The organism is Microbacterium hibisci (assembly GCF_015278255.1).
Lineage (GTDB): Bacteria > Actinomycetota > Actinomycetes > Actinomycetales > Microbacteriaceae > Microbacterium > Microbacterium hibisci.
In genome coordinates, this window is the sequence record NZ_JADIJC010000002.1 from 131,878 (window position 1) to 151,325 (window position 19,448).

The window sequence follows — 19,448 nt, forward strand, 5'->3', positions numbered from 1 at the left end:
TTCCGTGGCCGGACATCACGCTCGGGCACCTGGTGGTCGAGCGGCCTGTTCGAGCGCCCCGGTCGCTTCGACGCAGGCCCCGTTCACCGTCCCAACGAACTGTGCCATCACGACATGAAGCAGCTGCACGGAAGAGCCTCGCACCTTTGACGTCGCCAGGTGCGCGAGTGTCATGTATGAGAAGTGAGAGAGGTCGCTGAGCATCCCCCACGTCATGAACTCCTGGCTCTGGTCACCGTATGCGCTGGTGATCGGCCTTCGTGTCGAGAGCGGGGCTTTGACAGCCTCATAATCCAGCGAGAGCAGTTCGGTGACTGCCCTGAAGTGCTCGCGGACGCTCAGCTTTTCACGGGCCATATGTTCTTCGAGCAACGCGCCCTTAGCGGCGGCTTCACCGCCTACGCCCGCGGCCGCCAGTGCCAGCCGATTCTGATTCGTCACGAAATGCTCGGACTCCTGGTGAAGCGCCTGGAGCGCTCGTGTCAGCCGCCTGTCTCGCTCCGTGGGCTTCTGGAGCCAAACGATCGTGCTCGCATCCTCGAGAGCCGCGCGCATCAGCGGGTACATAACCGTCGCGTCGAGATTGAATTGCCCGGGCTCAGTATCGAACACAATTCGATGCAGCGCGCGGAGCATTCTGGCGATGTTCCAGGCACGCTCCCGAAGGTACCGAGAGACAGCTGGCGGCGAATCGACGACCTTCACCGCCTCGTTGTCGCCGTGCCCACGTGAGCCAACGGTGAAGTCGTCGTCCGCGAGTTTCTGGATGCGAGCCGCAATGCTTTGCCACTCTTGACACCTCGTCCACAGCGCGATGGCGGTCTCTTCGGGATCGACGGGGCGCGGCTGGCTCACGTGGCCATCCTTCCGCACGCCGGGAGTGATACTAGGGTCTGCCATCAACCTTGCGCCCGCCTCGCCATCAATGCCTCCTCTGAGAGCCAGAGCGAAGCCCGCTTCACGGATGCTGTGCCGTATTGCGCGATCTCCGTCATCACGGCGCCGATGCGTGCGGGAGAGACGTTGTTTGCGTCGACGAGGACGGCGACGAGGTCGTTCTGCTGAGCCACAAACACAGCATGTCAGGGGCGTGATCGCGCGTTCGCATCGCGATTTCCCGGTGACGCTAGTCTGGCGTCGACGATGTCCCGTTTCCTGGGAGGACGACACCGTTGACCGGACGAGGGCCGCGAATTTGTTTGTGACAGGTTGAAGTGGCCCCGTTGTGACGGCTTGGTTTGGCCCCGCTTGCGACTTGCCGGGGTGGTTGTGACGGTTTGATTTGGCCCCACTTCATCGTGGTTCTCGTCTGGCAGGTTGTCGACGGGGAGGGCCGGGATGGTGTCCAGGGTGGATCTGTTTGCGAGTATCCGCAGGGATGCGCGTGTTGAGGGGTTATCGGTCCGGGAGCTCGCTCGTCGACATAGCGTGCACCGTCGAACAGTGCGGGCGGCGTTGGAGTCCGCGGTACCTCCGCCCCGGAAGACACCGGTCCGGACAGCGGGCCGGTTGGAGCCGTTTAAGCCGCACATCGAGCGGATGCTGATCGAGGATCTGGACGCGCCACGAAAGCAGCGGCACACCGCCCGCCGGATTCTGGCAAGGCTGATTGACGAGCACGAGGCTGCCGATTTGTCGTACTCCACGGTCCGCGATTACGTGCGGGTTCGGCGGTCTGCGGTGGAGGTCGCAGCGGGCCGGCGGGTGGAAGCATTTGTCCCACAGGAACACGTCCCCGGCTACGAGGCGGAGGTCGATTTCGGTGAGGTTTGGGTGATCCTGGCGGGGGTGAAGACGAAGTGTCATTTGTTCGCGTTCCGGCTCTGCTTCTCGGGCAGGGCGGTGCACCGGATCTATCCCACCCAGGCGCAGGAAGCCTTCCTCGAGGGTCACATCGCCGCGTTCCACACCATCGGGGGGATCCCGACGGGGCAGATCAAATACGACAACCTGACCGCCGCGGTCCAGTCCGTTCTTTATGGGCAGGGTCGGGCGCGGGTGGAGAACGACCGGTGGGTGCTGTTTCGTTCTCACTATGGGTTTGACTCGTTCTACTGCCAGCCAGGGATCAAGGGCGCGCATGAAAAGGGCGGCATCGAGGGCGACGTGGGCCGGTTCCGGCGGACCTGGCTCTCCCCGATGCCGGTGGTCGACTCCCTGGCCGAGCTCAACGAGAAGGTGATCGGCTGGGATCAGGCCGATGAGGACCGTCGGATCGGTTCTCGGATCCGGACCGTCGCCGCTGACTACGCCCTCGACCGTGACGCTCTCGCGGGGTTGCCGGTCGATGACTTCGACCCCGGTCTGCCGCTCTCACCGCGGGTTGACCGGTCTTTGTTGATCACGGTGAGGATGGCGAAGTATTCGGTCCCGTCCAGGTTCATCGGCCGGCAGGTTCGAGTCTCGTTGCGTGCGTCGGAACTGGTTGTCTACGACGGTCGCACGGTAATCGCACACCATCCTCGGGTGGTCGCACGTGGAGCGGACAGCATCGACCTGGATCACTACCTCGAGGTGCTGCAGATCAAACCGGGCGCCCTGCCCGGGTCGACCGCCCTGGCCCGCGCGCGCACCGCGGGGGTGTTCACCTCGGCGCATGAGGCGTTCTGGGCGGCGACAAGAAGAGTGAACGGCGATGCGGCCGGCACCCGGCAGCTGATCGACGTGCTGCTGCTGCACCGGTCGATGCCCGCCGACGACGTGATCGCCGGGCTGGTCGCGGCGGTGAGGATTGGGGCGGTGACGGCGGACGTCGTCGCGGTCGAAGCACGCCGACACGCAGCTGCCCTAGGCGGGGCCAGTTCGGGCCGTCATCTCCCCACACAGCCGCCGCTCGTCGAGCACCGTGTTGTCAGCCTGACCCAACGCCGGTTGCTGGATCCGGCCGCGGTGATCGCGGGCCTTCCCGTTGATACGCGCCCGGCACCCTCGGTCGCCGGGTATGACGACCTGCTCACCCTGCACCGACCCGTTGTTGATCCTGCGCTGTCTGCGTCTTGGAAGGAAACCGCGTCATGACCGTGACTTCTGCCGCCCCTGTTCCCACGTTTCATCGCCGACGCGGGTTGACGGAGGAAGCCGCGATGGTCGCTATCGACCAGGCGTGCCGGCGGTTGCGGCTCCCCACGATCCGGGCGGTCGTGGACGACGCGGTCGGAATCGCGCAGAAAGAGCAGCTCAGCTACCACGGGCTGCTCGCGGAGCTGCTCCTCGCGGAATGCGATGACCGGGATCGGCGCTCCTCCATACGGCGGGTGAAAGCCGCCGGGTTCCCTCGCGACAAGTGGTTGGGGGATTTCGATTTCGACGCGAACCCCAACATCAACCCGGCCACCATCAACACGCTCGCCACCGGCGACTGGGTCCGCCGCGGACAACCCCTCTGCCTGATCGGCGACTCCGGCACCGGCAAGTCACACCTGCTGATCGGGTTGGGCACCGCGGCGGCGGAGAAAGGGTTCCGCGTGAAATACACCCTCGCCACCCGCCTCGTAAACGAACTCGTCGAAGCCGCCGACGACAAAACACTCGCGCGGACCATCGCCCGATACGGCCGCGTCGACCTGCTCCTGATCGACGAGCTCGGCTACATGGAACTGGACCGCCGAGGCGCCGAACTGCTGTTCCAAGTCCTCACCGAGCGGGAGGAGAAAAACTCTGTCGCGATCGCGTCTAATGAGTCGTTCTCGGGGTGGACGAAGACGTTCACCGACCCGCGGCTTTGCGCGGCGATCGTTGACCGGCTCACCTTCGGCGGCAACATCATCGAAACAGGCACCGACTCCTACCGCCTCGCCCACACACGGCAACACACTGCGGCCTCCTGAGACCTCGTTTGCTGAACGTCTTTACCTTGCGAGAGTCAGATAAGCGTTGCCTCTGTCGCGAGCAGCAGCGGAGGTGACAGGGTGGAGGCAGCATTGGAACCACTGCGCGCGTTCGGATGAAGGAGAGCCCCGTGACGGTCGAGACCCCCTACGAGTTCACCGGCGGCTTCCCTACGGCGGCCACGATCACCGCCGCGTACAACGCGGCCGACTACGCACGTGCGGTGACCTGCTACAAGCACTTCTTCCCCGCCGTATCCGGAATGACGATCCTGGCCGGCACTGAAGCAGTCGGAGTCATCCCGAACCGTTCCTTCGGGACGATGGACACCCGGCCGGGGCAGATCGGGTTCACCTTGAACTCCGACACCCCCTACGCGCCGATCCTGCTCGATCTGACCGCGGGACCCCTGGTGGTCACCCTCCCACCCGGGCCGATCGTGGGAGCAGCGTTAAACGTCGACCAGAGCTGGATCTCCGACCTGGGCATTCCCGGCCCCGACGCCGGACACGGCGGGCAGCACATCTTCGTCGGACCCGCCGGTCACGATGGTGAGCTTCCCGATGAGAGCTTCCCCCACACCACCCTCGGCAACCGGGTCGTCGTCGGCCTGCGCGCCATCCCCCAGGGCGGGGACGTCGGCGCCGCGATCGCACTCCTCAGGTCCGTTCAGGTCCACCCCCTCCAAGAAGACGATCACTGGACGCCGCCGACCTGGGTGGATCTGACCGGCCGCCCCCAGGACACCACCCCTTTAAACGTGCAGGGCACGCTCGAGTATTGGCGGATCCTGCACGACTACATCCGCAGCGAACCCATCCACCCCGAGGACCGCTCCTACATCGGCGAACTCGCCGTGCTCGGCATCCGCGCAGACCTCCCCTTCGCCCCCGACGAACGCCTTCAGGGCATCCTCGCCGAAGCAGCCCAGGATGCTGACGCCCAACTGCGCGTGCAGTCCCTCGCGGACCGCAGACCCGACCGGGTGGTCTGGCCCGACCGGCACTGGGAATGGGTCACCCTCCGCCCCGAGAACGCCACCTTCGAGATCGACGGCCGACCCGACGTCGACGCAAGAGAAACCTGGTTCTACCAGGCCATCGCCTCGTCACCCGTCATGTTCCGCCGCCAGCCCGGCGCAGGATCGCTCTACTGGTTCACCGCCCGGGACAACACCGGCGACTACCTCGACGGGAGCAGCTCCTACCGACTCCGCGTGCCCCTGCCCGTGCCCGCAGGTCTGTTCTGGTCCCTCACCGTCTACGACGCCGAGACCCGCTCGCAAATCAGCACCGCACAGGACGCAGCCGCCGTCAGATCACTGTTCGAACTGAACGGGAAACTCGACGGGAACCACGTCGATATCGACTTCGGCCCGCAGCAACCCGACGACGACAATGCCACATGGGTGCAGACCTTGCCCGACCGGGGATGGTTCGTCTACTTCCGAATCTACGGACCCACCGCAGCCGCCTTCGACGGCACCTGGGCACTCGACGACATCACCCGCCGCAGCTAGAAACGCCACTGACACTCCGACCATCACCGGGCGCTCCGGTGCTTGGCGACGCGCAAGGACCCTAGACACCCGCCGTCCCTACCCGCGACAACGCCCGACGCGCCCCACCCCGGGGCCAGATCAAGCCGTCAGCCGGGGCCAAATCAACTTGACATAGTCACGAATTCGTGTGGCTGGGGTGCCCGCTGACTTCCGCGTGCCCAGGGGCTGGGCCACGCCGACCGACAAGTGGGTGCGTGACAACGCGTTTTGGCTGCCACCCGTGGACTGGTTGCCGACGCCGAGCACCCCGGCCGCGCCCGAGGGCTGGGAGTTCTGGACACCGAACAAACTCTGGTGGCAGACCACCGGTGCGTACTATCGGTCGGTCGCCATCTGGGGGCGCCTCTCGAACTGGCTCGCGCTCGTATTCCTTGCCACGCTGATCGGTGCCGCGATCATCGGGCCCTCGCCGCTTCTCGCGGTGGTCCGCATCTCGGCCGCGTTGGCATCGATCACCCTGCTGATCCTTCACGAGTCCCTCAAGGCGCGGCTCACAACCAAGCTGCTCGCGCAGTTCGCGGCCGTCGCGCAGCGCGGCAGGCAGGAGCGCCTCACCCGTGAGTACCAGCGTTATCTGACGGCGCTGGCATGACGCTCGACGAAGCACGCGCCCACCTCGGCGTCACCCCAGCCGCCACAGTGGACGAGATCCGCGACGCGTTCCGCCGACGCGCGCGAGCGCTCCACCCCGATCTGCACCCGAACGCTGACCATGACGATCGCGCCCGCCTCGGACGCGAGTTTAACAGCGCGCGGGAAGCCCGCGACATACTCGTCCGCTACACCAGCGACCCACTCCGAAAACCTCATCCGACCGCCCCATCACCGGGCGGCCCGAAGCAACCGGCTGAGTCTGAGCCGGAGGCTCGGCCGCACGCACCCCGGACCGGAACCCCGCCACAATCCACCTCGTCGGCACCACCCCCACGGGTGACGATGCGATTCGATGAGTTCGTCGCTTGGACCGACGCGGCCGGGTTCGGCGCGGGCACCCGATCACGTCGCTACATCGACTGGACGCGCATCATCGTGTGGTCAAGTCTCGGACTCCTCATCGTCGGACTAGTCGGCGGAGCCATCATCTACGCGAACCTGATCTAGTCACACCCCCGCAGGAGCGAAGCCGAAGCCGCACGGCTCGGCTGCAGTGAGCCGCCCGCCAGGCTCCTCTTCCGCGCATTGCCCGCATACGGATCCTGTCTTGGGTCGCGCGGGCGCCAGGCATGCCTTTGCTTGATTCGGCGCTTCTTTTCCTGCGCGACCGGCCCTTATATTGCGTGCAACTCTCCGCTAACCTGACGCGTATCTGCCGCAAAGACGCTGGCAGCTCGGACCCATTAGAGCTTGGGGGCTCATATGACCGACACTCCTCCTCCCACGCCCGCAGGCTGGTACCCAGCGCCACACGCGAACGGGGAACAGCGGTATTGGGACGGAACGCGGTGGACAGACTTGACACCGGAAACTGCTCCGGTGGTGTCATCCAGCCCTGAGCGTCCGCCAACGCCGGAGCCGGCAGCGGCGCCGACACCCGACCAACAGGCGGAACAGTCGGCCGCGCCAGTCGCGACTGCGATCGCAGAGCCTCCGCCAAGAAAGACGGGATTGCGATGGTGGGCATGGGTGCTGATCGGCTTGGCGGCGCTGATCATCCTCATCGTCATCATCGCTTCGATCAACGGCGCGAGCAGCGCGGACGACGACCCCGAGTCGGCGCCCTCGGTCTCCGAGCCAGCAGCAGAGCCGTCGGCGGAACCTGAGCCGGTGGAGTCGGAAGAGCCCGAGCCGCCTGCGGCAACGGCTGTGGAGCGGCAGGAGTGGTCGGGTACCGGCGACATGGTGATCGACGCGAACATCGCCGCACCGGCGACCGTCTGGTTCAACTGCAACCCGTGTGAGAGCAACACGGTGCTCGAGACGAACGGGCGAGAGTCCCTGCTCGTGAACACCATTGGGTCTTACACCGGAAAGCGCCTGATCAACGTGAACGATGGATCGGTGGTCACCCGCTTCACCATCACGGCGTCCGGGCCGTGGCAGCTCGTCGTCGAAGACCTCAGTTTGGCCAAGTCGGTTGCCGGGGCCGCAAGCGGTGCGGGCGACGACGTGATCTTGATGACCGACGAGTTTGATGTCGCCGCGATCACCAACGACGGCAGCAGCAACTTCGTCGTGTACGCCTACGGTGAGGGCAATTTCTCGCCACTGATCGTGAACGAGATCGGGGCCTACTCCGGCACGGTCCCCATGGTCGGCCCCGCCTTCGTCGAGGTCACATCGACAGGCAATTGGAGCATCACACCGCAGTAGACATTCACCAGAGCAGAGGCGGCATCTCCACTGGTGCCGCCTCTGTCTCTGAGGTCATGGAAAGGTGTGGGCGAGGATTCGTCTGCAGATGCGACTTCTGCTACCCCCGTCGCGACTGGGAGTTGAACCGCTCCCGAGATGGCAGTTTCCGGGTGCACTCCGGCCGACGCGGTGGATGTTCTAGTCGCTCATCTTGTAGCCCGCGTCAACGCAGTATTGAAGTAGTTCGAGGTTGCCGGACTTGAAGTCGTCGGTCGTGAAGCTCAGGCTGCCACCGCCATTTTCGACGACTGCCTGTACCTGGCGAATGGGATCTAGAAACTTCCCCACGATCGCTTTCGCATCGGCGGGAGCCGCGTTCTCGACCTCTCCCGCCCAGGCGTTGTATTCGTCGTGCACAGCGTCGTCGAACTTTCCCTCCGAGATGGCGAGTACGTAGTCGGGATAGTCCAGCAACCGTTCGCTCGCTACCTCGCAGAGCTGCAACGCGCTCGCCTGCGCGGCGGTGGGTGTGGGTGTGCGTGTGGGGGTGGGTGTTCCCGCGGTAGCGCCGGTGTCGCTCGCGCATCCCGTGAGCAACAGGGCCACCCCGATCAGAATCAGCCCGTTGAAGCGCATGGCGCGAGTGTATGCCCCTGCGCGTGCGCAGCGACAGGCGCCCGTAAGCGAGACGCAGCCGCACGACGGGGTGGCAATGACCGAGATCGCTGACTCGATACATGTCCGGAAGTGGACGTGACGCGACTGTCCGGCATAGTCGCGACGATTGCGCGACGAGCGTCCCGCTTCCGTTCGCTACCCGTTTGAGGATCGCGCTACGCAGTCAATCGCGGTGGAGGATCTGCTCGATCGTCGCCGCCCTGAAGATCAGCGCCGCCAGCGCCGCAAGTGGCTGAGCTGGTGGGGCCGACACCGCTAACGCGCGCGTCGGGTGCGCGGCTTCTTCGGCTCCTCTTCACGCGGCAGCCGTATCGGTGGCCGGCGGCGCGGGCGGCCGATCGGATCGAGCGCAACGTGGACCGCGACGACCCACACGAGGACCCACCCGGCGCCCGTCAGCACGCCGAATATGCTCGCGCTGACCGCACCGTCGAACGAGTAGATCAGCGCGAAGATGATCCCAAGCGGGATCAGTGTGAGATACAAAGCTGGCCAGAACCACGACCGACGCGGAACGCCCCACCCTGGCGCCGGTGGCAGCGGCTTCTTGTTCAGGTTCAGATTCGCCAAGTCTTCTCGATCCAGTCCGAAGGCGGAAGTCGACCTTATCGATGGACTGCGCGATTCGCGCGGTGTCCGCGTTGGGGATCGTCATTGAGGCAATTGCCCGCCCATGGTGCCCCATGCGTCCTACGCCCGCCCTGGGCTCAAGGACTCACCGCCGCAACCCCTCGAGCGGTCTGGCCCGGCATCGGGCCGCGATTGGTTCGAATGCTCGAGAGCGGGACGGCTTCCGCTCGTCGCCCGCTTAGGGATGCCTATCGGCGGTGCAGCCGCTCGACGAACCGCTTCCGGATGGACGCGTAGTCAGCCAGGGTGGGTGAGTATCCATCCTTCGGGTAGTCGGACAGGTCAAAGCTGCCGATGAAATTCCAAGCACCCGAGCTGTGTACCGAGATTTGCGTAATCGCGCGGTAGCTGTCGCCATCGGGCTGCTCGACATCGACCCACAAGACCCATCTCGGCTGGCGCAGGAACCCTCCAGCGTCTGGTTTCACGCCAAGGTCCGGCGCGGCCTGAGCGAACTCGGCAGCACACAAGTCGACGTCAACGAGCCAGCGTTCGCGACTCTTCGCCCTCGCTTGGTCGAACTTCTGCCGCGCGGCCGCCCTCGCGCTGATCGCTTGGCGGGCCTCCTCAGCCATCCCCATGAGCAGAGGCTAGCGGGATAGTCACGTGCAGAGCGCTTCTCACCACTTGACCTGGCGGCTCCCAAAGTGCTCACTGACCGCGGGTCGCAACGGAGCCGGTGGTGGAAGCGCTCGCGGATGGTCTCGCGAGTGACGCGGTTCGTGGCACTCACCCTGACGTCTGCAACTCCGCGGTGTCGACGGCGCTCGAAAACTGGTCAGTAACGGCGCGCGAAAAGTGAACACTCAACGATTGGAGAGTGATCACTTTGGAGGATTGGGCGCTCATCAGGCGGCTGGCCGCGGAGGGTGAGCCGAAGGCGCGGATCGCCGAGCGTTTGGGGATCTCGCGGACGACGGTGATCAAGGCGGTGAACTCCGACGCACCGCCTCACTACGAGCGAAAAGCGACGCCGACGTCGTTCACCCCGTTCGAGCCGCGGGTGCGTGAGCTGCTGGCGGAGACGCCGGATATGCCGGCGACGGTGCTGGCCGAGCGGGTCGGCTGGACCGGGTCGATCCGCTGGTTCCGAGACAACGTGAACCGGCTGCGGCCGGAGCAGCAGCGGATCGATCCGGCGGACCGGCTGGTGTGGGAGCCGGGTGATGCGGCGCAGTGCGACCTGTGGTTCCCGCCACGAAAGATCCCGCTCGAGGACGGGACGGCGAAGCTGCTGCCGGTGCTGGTGATCACCCCGGCGCACTCGAGGTTCGCGGCCGGGCGGATGATCCCGACCCGCAAGACCGAGGACTTGCTGCTGGGCATGTGGGAGCTGATCGAGCAACTCGGGCGGGTCCCGCGCCGGCTGCTCTGGGACAACGAGCCCGGCATCGGCCGAGGCAAGCGTCACGCCGACGGTGTCGACGCGTTCATGGGAACTCTCGCGACGAAGCTGGTGCTGTTGCCGCCCCGGGATCCGGAATCGAAGGGGGTGGTGGAGCGGCGCAATGGCTGGTTCGAGACCTCGTTCATGCCGGGCCGCTCGTTCACCTCGGCGGCGGACTTCAACGAGCAGTTCACCGACTGGCTGGCCTTCGCCAACCGACGGATCGTGCGCACTCTCGGCGCCTCACCGGTGGACCGGCTCGCGGCGGATCTGGCGGCGATGCTGCCGTTGCCGCCGATTCCGTTGCATCTGGGGTGGCGCAACCGGATCCGGTTGGGTCGGGACTACTACGTCCGCATCGACACCAACGACTACTCCGTCGACCCGCGCGCGATTGGCCGGGTCGTGGACGTCACCGCGGACCTGCACCGGGTGCGGGTGCGTTTGGAGGGCCGGGTCATCGCGGACCATCCGCGGCTCTGGGCGCGCGGTCGGGTGGTCACCGATCCTGCGCATGTCGACGCGGCCGCCGGGTTGCGCCGCCAGTTCCAGCAGCCCCGCGCCGCTGCTGCTGCCAGCGACGACCTCGCCCGGGACCTCGCGGACTACGACCGCGCGTTCGGACTCATCGATGGCGGGCTCAGCTGATGGCTGCCGCCAAGAGCGCCACCGAGTCGGTGAAGCAGATCACTTACCTCGCCGGCGCGTTGAAGGCACCTCGGATCACCGAGGCCGCCGCCCGGATGGCGGACCAGGCTCGGGATGCGGGCTGGTCGTTCGAGGATTACCTCGCCGCCGTGCTCGAACGCGAAGTCTCCGCCCGCAATGCCTCCGGCGCGGAGCTGCGGATCAAGGCGGCTGGGTTCCCGGCGCGGAAGACGTTAGAGGACTTCGACTGGGACGCGCAGCCCTCCGCCCGCCAGCAGGTCGCCGCGTTGGCCTCCGGCGGGTTCCTCCTCGAGGCGCAGAACGTGGTGCTGCTCGGCCCACCCGGAACAGGGAAGACGCACTTGGCGGTCGCATTGGGGATCGTCGCCGCCCGGCATGGGCACCGGGTGCTGTTCGCGACCGCGACGGACTGGGTCACCCGGCTCACCGACGCGCACCGGCAAGGGAACCTGCCCCGCGAGCTCACCCGGCTGCGCCGTTACGGGCTGATCATCGTCGACGAGGTCGGCTACCTGCCATTCGAGCAAGACGCCGCGAACTTGTTCTTTCAACTCGTCTCATCCCGCTACGAGCACGTGTCGCTGATCCTCACCTCGAACCTGCCGTTCTCCGGCTGGGGCGGGGTCTTCGGCGACCAGGCCGTCGCCGCCGCAATGATCGACCGGATCGTCCACCACGCCGACGTCCTCACACTCAAAGGCGCCAGCTATCGACTCCGCGGCAGGGGTATCGACAGCCTCCCCAGCATCCGCATCACCACCGACGAAACCCCTGGCTAGACTGCCCGCAACCGTTCAGTATTCGAGCGCCGAAAACGTTCAGAGTTCAAGCGCCGCCGACACCGCGGGACCGAGTCTTAACGCACGCTCGATGTCCCGCCGTCGTTCCTCGCCCGCTGAGGGATCCGTCGGGTGCCGGGGCGGCGCCGTGGCGAACTGGCGCTCCGTTCTCACGATTACTGGCGGGCTTCTAATCCGGTCCACGGTGTACCTCGACGAGGCGTTGGAGAGTTGCGCGTCCCGGATGCGGTGCTGGGCCTTTCGACGCGGTCAGTTTCGCGGCAATCTAGACAGTGCCGAGGCGCATCACGTCAGCCGTGAAGTGCTAGAGGTGGCGTCCGTGCGTGCCCACCTGGTGCCCACGGTCCAGCGAGATTCGCCAGGATCGACCAGGCACGAGAACTGAAATGGCGTGAGCGTAATTCGCGGATTTCCGCGGAGTACCGACTCAGACGGCGCGGCAAGGATCGGCGCGGATCCCCCGAGGCGAGATTCAAATCCCTCCGTCTCCGCCGAAAAAACCCCGGTCAGAGGTTCTCTATTCTGCTTCTGCCACGGAATCCGCCACTTCTGCCACGTTTTGCCAAGCGTCTCACGCTGGGCGATCTGAACTCGATCGGGCGCTCTTGTTCATCAACCTGCTCGGTTGCGGCCGGACCGGTCGAAGGTTCAGTGCCGCTGCCTGCGAGACCGCGTGCGCGAATCCCTCGGTCTCCACGGGCCATGCGAAGGCCCCCCGTCCTCCACAGCGGCGGATTCGGGCAGGCTGTCCCCAGTTCGTCGGATGCCGCCATCAGAGCGACGTCCTCGTCGAGATGCTGGCCGCATGGGAATCCGCTACTACGCATACGCCTTCGACGCCGACCTCGCTGAGCAGGCGGTCGATGACCCGCACAGCATCCTCTCCAGTGACCCGCTTGCTGACGCGTGGGGCCTGGAACCGCACGCAAGCGTGAGTGTCGCGACGTTCGAGCAGGTCTCGCCGAAGCGCGACATGCTCTATCTCGACAAGGCATGGTCCGCCCTGCAGTCCCTCACGTGTCCGACGACCGATGTTCCCGACGCAGGCTCCTGCTACCGGATGTTCGAGGGGAGCGTAACGATGCACGGGCTCGGGTGGGACCCGTGGGTGAGGACGATCCTCCCGGTGGAGGTGCCGGCGATTCGGGACGACCTCTGTGCGATCGACGAGGACCAGGTGCGAACGTGGGCGCGCACTTGGCGCAGCAGGCACGGAGCCGACGACGACGACGAGCTTCGCTACGTCCTTGACTACCTCAGGCGGGCGCAGACGTTCGTCGAGACGCTCGCAGCGGACGGCCGTGGAATGGTCTACCTGATCGGGTGACTCCGTCCGAACTATCCGCGGCTGTCGTCGCGTCAACGGATGTCGGTGTGTTCCTTCAGAATGGACGCGTGCCCGCCGTCGCCCAGGTCCTCGAGCTCGCCCAGCTTGCGGAGCGCGATGCGGCGTGGAAGCTGCTTCGCGCCGACAGCGCACCCGTGGTCGCCGGTCTTCTCGGCACCCACCTGGGCGGAGACGAGCGCCGAGTCGACGCTGAGGAGCTGTACGAGCGGATCGATGCCGACCTCGAGCGGCTCCGCGCACAGGGGCTGATCCTGCCGTTGACTGCGAAGGGGTACTGCGGGGAGTGGCGCTCGGCCGGCTTCCTGGTGCGTCGGCCGTCATCGGAAGCGCGGGGTGAGACGCTCGAGCTTTCCCCGGACGCGATCGCCGGGATCCGCTTCCTGCAGGGTCGCGCCGCCCCGCGTTCTAGTGTGACCGAGTCTCGGCTTGCGAGCCTTGCGGCGCGGATTCCGGGACTCTTTTCGACCACCGGGATCTGTGGGGGACCGATCCAGAACCGAATGTCGGCGTGCTCGAGCTGCTCGCGCCCGGTGAGCGCGCGACTCTTCAGTCGCTGAGCGCGGAGGGGAACATTCGCCTCGAGCAGGAGCGCATCCCGTGGAGCTACGCGCTCGCGCGACTCGGAGTGTCTTGACCGGGCAGTCGAGCTGCTAGCCCAGCGATCTGTCGGGGATATGTGCTACCGTAATCGCAACAAACGCAATCCCCTGCGTTTACCTGTATTGAGGTGATTCCCGTGTCTCGCGCTGCAGTCGTTGAAGAGACGTACCTTCCCAGCAAGGGCTACGAGCTTGCCCCTGTTCTGGACTTCCTCACCGCCCATGAGGCTGCCGGTAGAGCTCTTCCCGAGCCAAGGTACTTCCTTGCGGGAGCGCGTCCAGGCGATCAGGTAGAACTCCCGGAAGAGGTCTACCTTGCACTCCGCAAGATTGTTGATGCGATGCAAAGCGGGCTAGCCGTATCGGTTGTACCGCAGACGACGCGGCTGACCACTCAGCAAGCAGCGGATCTCCTAAACGTAAGCCGCCCGACCGTTGTAAAGCTCCTCGACGAGGGCGAGATCCCCTTCGAGAGGGCCGGAACGCATCGCCGTGTTCTCCTTGCAGATCTGCTCGAGTATCGGGAGCGCCGTCGTGAGCGTCAGTACGACATGCTCGCTGCCACGCGTGACGCTGTCGACGAAGACAACGTCGAACAGACGCTCGAGGACCTCAAAGCGGCGAGGAAGGCGGTCGCGTCGAGGCGGGCTGCCCGCCTCTAGCTCCGCAGCCTGACAGGATCGGGGTCGTGTTCACGGCGACCCTCGACACCAGCGTGCTGTGGCCGAGCCTGCAACGTGACTTCCTCCTTTCCCTCGCGGTCGAGGGCGCGTATCGACCGACCTGGAGCTCGGCGATCCTGGAAGAGCTCGAGTATCACGAGGAAGCCAAGCTCGTGAAACGGGGAATCCCCGTAGCGGAGGATGCAGGCCGCGCAGCGACCCTCATTGCAGCGATGCGGCGCGAGTTCGCCGATGCGGAGGTCGAAGGGTGGGAACCGCTGGAGGGCACGTTCGGTCTTCCCGATCAGGACGACGAGCACGTGGTCGCCGCGGCCGTCATTGCAGGAGCCGGCGCGATCGTCACTGAGAACCTCAAGGACTTCCCCGCAGACAAGATTCCGCCGACGATTCATCCGACGTCGTTCTGAGGCGTCCTCGGGCCGTTTCATTCCTTGCGGATCTGCGTCGATCCGCCTCAGATGTGGGCACGGCGCGGGCGAGGAAGTTCCGGTCGACGCGAGAATCTCGCGCATGCTTCGATCCGGTCAGCGCGGTGCGCGCCATTCTGAGGGCTGCCCGAGCATTCTGCTGATCGTGCGTCGAGGGCCCTCACGGCCGCGTGTAGCTGAGCATCCACGAATAGATGTCGTCTCCGCCGGCGCCGCTGTAGGCAGGGTCCCACGCGTTGTGGTCGACGCCTTCGTAGACGGAAAGCTTCGCGGTCTCCTCTGTCACGCCGGGGCATGTGCGGAGCGCCTCGATCGTGTCGATGGTGCCCCACGGGCTCACCTCGACATCCTCATCGCCGTGGATGCCCCACACCGGCACTTCGCTGAGACCGCAGCCGATGCTTCCCCACATCGGCCGGCCGTCGCCCGCGATCGGCACCGCCGCCGCGACCTGTTCATCGCCATACTCACCCAGGTACTCCCACGTACCGAACGCGCCGCACGACAAGCCGGTCACGTACACGCGGGCGGGGTCGATGTCGTAGTTCGCGACGGCGTAGTCAATGAAGGCATGCAACTCGTCGGGCGTGGTGCAGGGCGACTGCGGCGGGTGGCCCTGGTCGTGCTGGGCCTGCATCCAGCACGACCCGAACCACACGCCGTCCTCGCACGAGGTCGACAGCCCCGGCGGCGCTTCGATGTGCTGGGTCGACAGCACCACGAACGGCCGGTCGACGGGCCAGCCACCCACGTCGATGAACCTCGGGATGCCGGTGAACAGCAGCCAATCCAGGCGCTCGGCCGAGCCGTCGCCGTTCTCGCCGTATCCGTTGGCCACGACCAGCAGAGGACTCCCGCCCTTGCCGTAGGACGGAGGCAGGTACTCGTAGTAGCCCATGCCGGCGGCGGTCGTCCCGAGGGGCCGAGGCGTGTGGCGGTCGGCCGAATCGCTTCCGACGATCGGCGCGACGAGCTTGCACAGGTCGGTGTCGAAGCCCGCGTGCGGCCCGCTCACGCTTGCCCCGAGGAACTCGAAGAAGCCGGATTCCGGGTCTGTCCGGAAGCTGAGGCGGAGGTTCCCGCGATCCCGAACGAGCACCTCACCGTCGACGGAGATCACGAACGGCTGACCGGATTGCTGCACCGTCACCTCGTAGAGCGTCCCGCCGAGCGGTGTCGCGCTCATGTCCTTCGCGAGGAACCGGCCCGAGAGCGTGAACTGCTCCTCATCGGAGTTGGTCCAGGTTTCGGAGAAGTCGACGTTCTGCTGAGCAAGGATCGGCCCTCCACGCGGATTCGGGCGTGTGAGGAATCGGCTCGTCACCTCACCCTCGATCTGCAGTGGATACCCGCAGTCCCACGATTCGAACGCATACTGCTCGGTCGTGGTCTCGGGAGGCCCAGCCGCGGTGGATGAGCAGGACGCGCCAGCCATGGCCAGCACGGCGATCCCGGAACCGACGAGGAGAGTTCGGAATCGCAGGTTGTTCGACCGGGATGACGTGCGCATGATGCATGCACCACCTTCGTTGGACCGTAGATTCGGTCGGCGGAAACGGAGGCGGGTGGAGCATGCTCGGCCTGCGCCGAGTCGGGGCCAGCGCGCGGGCTACGCTGCCCGCATGAGTTGTCCTCGGCTGCTTCACTCCCCCCAGAGCAACCGTCGCGGGCTCAGTGTGCACCCACCGCCTGCGCCCGTCAAGAGCGTCAGGCGCGGGCGGGCGTGAGCCGCGCGCAGACACCGGGAACTTCGCTTCAGGGAGGAGCCCGCGCCCGCCCGTCCAAAGACAGGATCCAGAGATGTCGGGGTCAGTCGCGGAGCGGAGAGCCAGCTACCTCGAACTGGAACCCACCGAAAACGCCGGAAAGCAGAGGGCGTGCCTCTGCGATGGACGCGAGCACTTCCGGCAGCGCGAGCGACGCGTGGTGCGCAGCAGCGTCCTGCCAGAGTTCGATGACGAACACGGTGTCGGGCTCGGCCTCGTTCGTGCCCACCTCGTACGCGATGCAGCCCATTTCGGACAGAACGCGGCTCCTTCGTGTCAGGTGAGCAACGAGTTCGTCGCGCTTACCAGGGAGCGTGCCAAGTGTGCCAGCATTCGCAAAGACCATGCCACGAACGTACAGACGACCCCCTACAAGCCACCGGCTTACGGGCGCGTACTGCCACCCAGGATCGCCAGCACCCGCGATCGCAGTGCATCGGGTTCGACGCCGTGCCAGCCGCCGGGTTCGCTCCAGCTCGGCGCTCCCAGGCGCTCGGCGAGGCGGGCGCTCATGCCGGTGATCTCGTCGGGTGAACCGTCGCTCACGATGAGGTGGACTGGCGCGCGCACTTGGCTGATCATCGTGTCGTCCACGACGGCGACGTCGATCTCGGTCGGCAAGGTTGCGGCGCCTCGGACCACCGCGGGCCAGGATTCGGACGTGACGATCTGCTGGACGATGTCGTCTGGGACACCGGTGGCTTCGTAGAACATCCGCACAGCTGACTCGTCGTCGCCTGCATCGATCGCCGCGGTGAGACGTTCGCGCAACCCGGTGTCGTCCCGGGTTTCGTCCGTGGCCGGCTCGAGCAGGATGAGAGTCGAGTGCTGCAGCCGAGGTGCCGCGCGTAGCGCCACCGCTGCCCCCGACGAGAACCCGACCACCGCCGCGGCGCAGCCGACGTGATCGATGACGGCGGCGAGATCGCCGACTTCGTGATCGACCGACGACGCACCAGGAGCGTTCCGGCCGCGCCCGCGCCGGTCGTAGGTGACGACCTCGAAGTCGCGCGTGAGTACATCGATGGCCCCCTGCAGCGGCCTCATCGCGCTCGAACCCAGTGCGGGGTCGACCCACACCAGCCGCGGTCCGGTGCCGGCCTTCGCGACGTGCACGCGGTAGCCGTCGACATCGACGCTAGCCTCGATCCACGCTACTTCTGTACTCATGAGTACATGTGTACTCTCGAGTTCATGTTCACCGCAACCCTCTCCGTCTCAGACCGAAAACGGCAGGCGATCCTCGAGTGCGCCACGCAGAGCTTCCTCCGCGTCGGATTCACCGGCACGAGCCTGGACGACGTTGCGACGGCGGCGAACGTATCGAAAGTGACGATCTACCGTCACTTCTCCTCGAAGGAGAGCCTCTTCCGCGCTGTCATCGAGCGGGTGATCGCGCAACGCACGGAAGGCGGTCCGCCCCTCGACTCGGACGTCGGGGCGGCGAAGCTGCGCGCCGCAATGATTGCGTCGGCGACTGATCTCGTCGAGACGGTCCGCGACCCGGTCGTCATAGGGCTGCGCCGTGTGCTGATCGCCGAGCAGCCGAGGCATCCGTCGCTCGCCGCCGCGTGGCGTTCCGCGGCAGTGGTCGCGTCGATCGAGGAGTTGGCGGTCTATTTCGGCGCCTTGCAGGAGCGCGGGCTGCTGCGGCGATTCGAGACGACCGCAGTCGCCCGACAGTTCCTGTGGATGCTCGTCGGCGACGCGCTCGATGCCAGCCTGTTCGATCCTGCGTCACCTGCTCCGCCGGCGCACGAGTCGGCAGAGATCGCCGTGGACACCCTGCTCGCCGCCTTCGGCCGAGCACCAGCGGGAAGGGCGGGAGCAAGCCCAGCCGCGGCACCGCGAGCGAGACGATGAGAGCGACCACACGCATCGCGAGGTGACGAGTCGTCGGCCAGGTCGTTCCGGAGCTGTCCAGGCTCGGACCGGTAGGTCTCCGGCTCGACGCGATCCAGAAGATCCTCTGCATCGGCACGCTGCCAGCACCGAGCCCGATGCTTCTGGTCATCCGCCTTCACGCGGTCACGCACCCGGGGGTTTGCAGCGCCTGCGCGCAGAGTGGCGCGCTCGAAGACCGGCGCGGCGGCGCGTCGGAGCCGGTCCGGATCCTTCTAGGCTTCCGTCATGTCGTCGGATGTCCAGGCTGCGTACTCGAATCGGGCGGCGGAGTATGTGCAAGCGCTGGGCTCGACGGCGTCTGCCCACCCTTCCGACGTGCAGCTCATCACGTCGTGGGCGGCTCATGTCGGCGGCCCCATCGTGGACGCGGGGTGCGGGCCGGGGCACTGGTCCGCCTGCCTCACCGAAGAGGGCCACCGCGTCCGCGGTATCGACCAGGTGCCTGAGTTCATCGACCACGCTCGCGGCGCCTACCCCGGAGTGCCCTTCGACCTCGGCAACATCGACCGACTGCCGTTCGAGAACGGCAGCGTGGGCGGAATCCTGGCTTGGTACTCACTCATCCATCACGAGCCGAGCACGATCCGCGCCACGCTGGAGGAGTTCGCTCGAGTCGTTCAGCCCGGCGGCTCGCTGTTGGTGGGCTTCTTCATCGGACCCGTGGTGGAGCCGTTCGATCACAAGGTCGTCGCCGCCTACCGTTGGCCGCCCGAAGCGTTGGCGAACGAATTGGACATCGCAGGGTTCGACGTCGTCGAGACCCACACCAGAACGGGACGCGAGCCAAAGCCCCGACCCCACGGAGCGATCCTCGCCAGGCGCGCTCCAGCCGAGTGAGGCGCGAGCTCGACCGCTTGGTCGGGGAGCGGCCGGC

22 protein-coding genes and 2 pseudogenes are annotated in these 19,448 nt (G+C 66.2%); 16 read left to right on the forward strand and 8 right to left on the reverse strand.

Annotation, left to right across the window (positions count from 1 at the left end; translation table 11 throughout):
* Positions 1–15: 15 nt before the first annotated feature.
* A complete protein-coding gene (locus IM770_RS04705; RefSeq protein WP_203579984.1) occupies positions 16–855 on the reverse strand; it encodes a hypothetical protein in 840 nt (279 codons plus the stop codon).
* A 44-nt stretch (positions 856–899) separates the two neighbouring features.
* Complete coding sequence (locus IM770_RS04710; protein WP_203579985.1) at positions 900–1,070, reverse strand: PIN domain-containing protein; 171 nt, start codon at positions 1,068–1,070, stop codon at positions 900–902.
* A gap of 268 nt (positions 1,071–1,338) precedes the next feature.
* On the opposite strand from IM770_RS04710, the gene istA (IM770_RS04715) reads away from it, so the two are divergent.
* From istA (IM770_RS04715) to IM770_RS04740, 7 genes and pseudogenes are all read left to right on the forward strand, one after another.
* A complete protein-coding gene (gene istA / locus IM770_RS04715) occupies positions 1,339–3,018 on the forward strand; it encodes an IS21 family transposase (RefSeq protein ID WP_203579986.1) in 1,680 nt (559 codons plus the stop codon).
* Positions 3,015–3,827 carry an IS21-like element helper ATPase IstB gene (gene istB / locus IM770_RS04720; RefSeq protein ID WP_203579987.1) on the forward strand — a complete coding sequence of 271 codons (813 nt, stop codon included), beginning with the start codon at positions 3,015–3,017 and terminating at the stop codon, positions 3,825–3,827. The genes istA (IM770_RS04715) and istB (IM770_RS04720) overlap by 4 nt, the downstream gene beginning before the upstream one ends.
* A 131-nt stretch (positions 3,828–3,958) precedes the next feature.
* Positions 3,959–5,347 carry a DUF1214 domain-containing protein gene (locus IM770_RS04725; RefSeq protein ID WP_203579988.1) on the forward strand — a complete coding sequence of 463 codons (1,389 nt, stop codon included), beginning with the start codon at positions 3,959–3,961 and terminating at the stop codon, positions 5,345–5,347.
* 178 nt (positions 5,348–5,525) lie between these two features.
* Positions 5,526–5,981 (forward strand): hypothetical protein, encoded by a 456-nt coding sequence (locus tag IM770_RS04730; RefSeq protein WP_203579989.1) that lies wholly within the window; start codon positions 5,526–5,528, stop codon positions 5,979–5,981.
* Positions 5,978–6,490, forward strand: a complete 513-nt coding sequence (locus IM770_RS04735) for a DnaJ domain-containing protein (protein ID WP_203579990.1) — start codon at positions 5,978–5,980, stop codon at positions 6,488–6,490. The genes IM770_RS04730 and IM770_RS04735 overlap by 4 nt, the downstream gene beginning before the upstream one ends.
* A gap of 255 nt (positions 6,491–6,745) precedes the next feature.
* Positions 6,746–6,847, forward strand: a pseudogene (locus IM770_RS17845) (DUF2510 domain-containing protein); the annotation flags it as partial.
* Positions 6,848–7,012: 165 nt separating this feature from the next.
* Complete coding sequence (locus IM770_RS04740; protein WP_239065897.1) at positions 7,013–7,699, forward strand: hypothetical protein; 687 nt, start codon at positions 7,013–7,015, stop codon at positions 7,697–7,699.
* Positions 7,700–7,879: 180 nt separating this feature from the next.
* On the opposite strand, the gene IM770_RS04745 is transcribed toward IM770_RS04740, so the two are convergent.
* The 3 genes from IM770_RS04745 to IM770_RS04755 all read right to left on the reverse strand — a co-directional run bounded on the left by IM770_RS04745 (position 7,880) and on the right by IM770_RS04755 (position 9,570).
* Positions 7,880–8,317 (reverse strand): hypothetical protein, encoded by a 438-nt coding sequence (locus tag IM770_RS04745; protein ID WP_203579992.1) that lies wholly within the window; start codon positions 8,315–8,317, stop codon positions 7,880–7,882.
* Between the two features lie 297 nt (positions 8,318–8,614).
* A complete protein-coding gene (locus IM770_RS04750; RefSeq protein WP_203579993.1) occupies positions 8,615–8,929 on the reverse strand; it encodes a hypothetical protein in 315 nt (104 codons plus the stop codon).
* Positions 8,930–9,177: 248 nt separating this feature from the next.
* A complete protein-coding gene (locus tag IM770_RS04755) occupies positions 9,178–9,570 on the reverse strand; it encodes a hypothetical protein (protein WP_203579994.1) in 393 nt (130 codons plus the stop codon).
* Between the two features lie 239 nt (positions 9,571–9,809).
* Here IM770_RS04755 and istA (IM770_RS04760) point away from each other — a divergent pair, with 239 nt between their 5' ends.
* From istA (IM770_RS04760) to IM770_RS04785, 7 genes and pseudogenes are all read left to right on the forward strand, one after another.
* The gene (gene istA, locus IM770_RS04760; protein WP_203579995.1) at positions 9,810–11,024 is read left to right on the forward strand and encodes an IS21 family transposase; all 1,215 of its coding nucleotides are present in this window, start codon (positions 9,810–9,812) and stop codon (positions 11,022–11,024) included.
* Positions 11,024–11,824: an IS21-like element helper ATPase IstB gene (istB, locus tag IM770_RS04765; protein WP_203579996.1), complete on the forward strand. Its 801-nt coding sequence runs from the start codon at positions 11,024–11,026 to the stop codon at positions 11,822–11,824. The genes istA (IM770_RS04760) and istB (IM770_RS04765) overlap by 1 nt, the downstream gene beginning before the upstream one ends.
* A gap of 826 nt (positions 11,825–12,650) precedes the next feature.
* Positions 12,651–13,172 (forward strand): DUF1877 family protein, encoded by a 522-nt coding sequence (locus IM770_RS04770; RefSeq protein WP_203579997.1) that lies wholly within the window; start codon positions 12,651–12,653, stop codon positions 13,170–13,172.
* Between the two features lie 68 nt (positions 13,173–13,240).
* Positions 13,241–13,630, forward strand: a pseudogene (locus IM770_RS04775) (DUF3375 family protein); the annotation flags it as partial.
* Positions 13,631–13,668: 38 nt separating this feature from the next.
* On the forward strand, positions 13,669–13,827 hold the full coding sequence (locus IM770_RS18240) for a hypothetical protein (RefSeq protein WP_372430659.1): 159 nt from the start codon (positions 13,669–13,671) through the stop codon (positions 13,825–13,827).
* A gap of 102 nt (positions 13,828–13,929) precedes the next feature.
* Complete coding sequence (locus IM770_RS18145) at positions 13,930–14,454, forward strand: helix-turn-helix domain-containing protein (protein WP_053547126.1); 525 nt, start codon at positions 13,930–13,932, stop codon at positions 14,452–14,454.
* A 26-nt stretch (positions 14,455–14,480) separates the two neighbouring features.
* On the forward strand, positions 14,481–14,882 hold the full coding sequence (locus IM770_RS04785) for a PIN domain-containing protein (RefSeq protein WP_307785378.1): 402 nt from the start codon (positions 14,481–14,483) through the stop codon (positions 14,880–14,882).
* A 181-nt stretch (positions 14,883–15,063) separates the two neighbouring features.
* Here IM770_RS04785 and IM770_RS04790 read toward each other — a convergent pair whose 3' ends face one another.
* The 3 genes from IM770_RS04790 to IM770_RS04800 all read right to left on the reverse strand — a co-directional run bounded on the left by IM770_RS04790 (position 15,064) and on the right by IM770_RS04800 (position 17,695).
* Positions 15,064–16,413 carry a carboxylesterase family protein gene (locus IM770_RS04790; protein WP_203579999.1) on the reverse strand — a complete coding sequence of 450 codons (1,350 nt, stop codon included), beginning with the start codon at positions 16,411–16,413 and terminating at the stop codon, positions 15,064–15,066.
* Between the two features lie 299 nt (positions 16,414–16,712).
* Positions 16,713–17,015 carry a putative quinol monooxygenase gene (locus IM770_RS04795; RefSeq protein WP_203580000.1) on the reverse strand — a complete coding sequence of 101 codons (303 nt, stop codon included), beginning with the start codon at positions 17,013–17,015 and terminating at the stop codon, positions 16,713–16,715.
* Between the two features lie 38 nt (positions 17,016–17,053).
* The gene (locus tag IM770_RS04800; protein ID WP_307785390.1) at positions 17,054–17,695 is read right to left on the reverse strand and encodes an alpha/beta fold hydrolase; all 642 of its coding nucleotides are present in this window, start codon (positions 17,693–17,695) and stop codon (positions 17,054–17,056) included.
* Here IM770_RS04800 and IM770_RS04805 point away from each other — a divergent pair.
* Positions 17,576–18,532: a TetR/AcrR family transcriptional regulator gene (locus IM770_RS04805; RefSeq protein ID WP_307785391.1), complete on the forward strand. Its 957-nt coding sequence runs from the start codon at positions 17,576–17,578 to the stop codon at positions 18,530–18,532. The two genes, IM770_RS04800 and IM770_RS04805, sit on opposite strands and share 120 nt — an antisense overlap.
* Positions 18,533–18,799: 267 nt before the next feature.
* On the forward strand, positions 18,800–19,411 hold the full coding sequence (locus tag IM770_RS04810) for a class I SAM-dependent methyltransferase (protein WP_203580003.1): 612 nt from the start codon (positions 18,800–18,802) through the stop codon (positions 19,409–19,411).
* Positions 19,412–19,448: the final 37 nt, after the last annotated feature.

What these genes read in the sequence shown, in the direction of transcription:
- IM770_RS04790 (WP_203579999.1), bottom strand. Translation starts at nt 16,413, where the DNA reads ATGCGCACGTCATCCCGGTCGAACAACCTGCGATTCCGAACTCTCCTC.
- IM770_RS04795 (WP_203580000.1), bottom strand. Translation starts at nt 17,015, where the DNA reads ATGGTCTTTGCGAATGCTGGCACACTTGGCACGCTCCCTGGTAAGCGC.
- istB (WP_203579987.1), top strand. Translation starts at nt 3,015, where the DNA reads ATGACCGTGACTTCTGCCGCCCCTGTTCCCACGTTTCATCGCCGACGC.
- IM770_RS04755 (WP_203579994.1), bottom strand. Translation starts at nt 9,570, where the DNA reads ATGGGGATGGCTGAGGAGGCCCGCCAAGCGATCAGCGCGAGGGCGGCC.
- IM770_RS04810 (WP_203580003.1), top strand. Translation starts at nt 18,800, where the DNA reads ATGTCGTCGGATGTCCAGGCTGCGTACTCGAATCGGGCGGCGGAGTAT.
- IM770_RS04770 (WP_203579997.1), top strand. Translation starts at nt 12,651, where the DNA reads ATGGGAATCCGCTACTACGCATACGCCTTCGACGCCGACCTCGCTGAG.
- IM770_RS04735 (WP_203579990.1), top strand. Translation starts at nt 5,978, where the DNA reads ATGACGCTCGACGAAGCACGCGCCCACCTCGGCGTCACCCCAGCCGCC.
- istB (WP_203579996.1), top strand. Translation starts at nt 11,024, where the DNA reads ATGGCTGCCGCCAAGAGCGCCACCGAGTCGGTGAAGCAGATCACTTAC.
- IM770_RS04745 (WP_203579992.1), bottom strand. Translation starts at nt 8,317, where the DNA reads ATGCGCTTCAACGGGCTGATTCTGATCGGGGTGGCCCTGTTGCTCACG.
- istA (WP_203579986.1), top strand. Translation starts at nt 1,339, where the DNA reads ATGGTGTCCAGGGTGGATCTGTTTGCGAGTATCCGCAGGGATGCGCGT.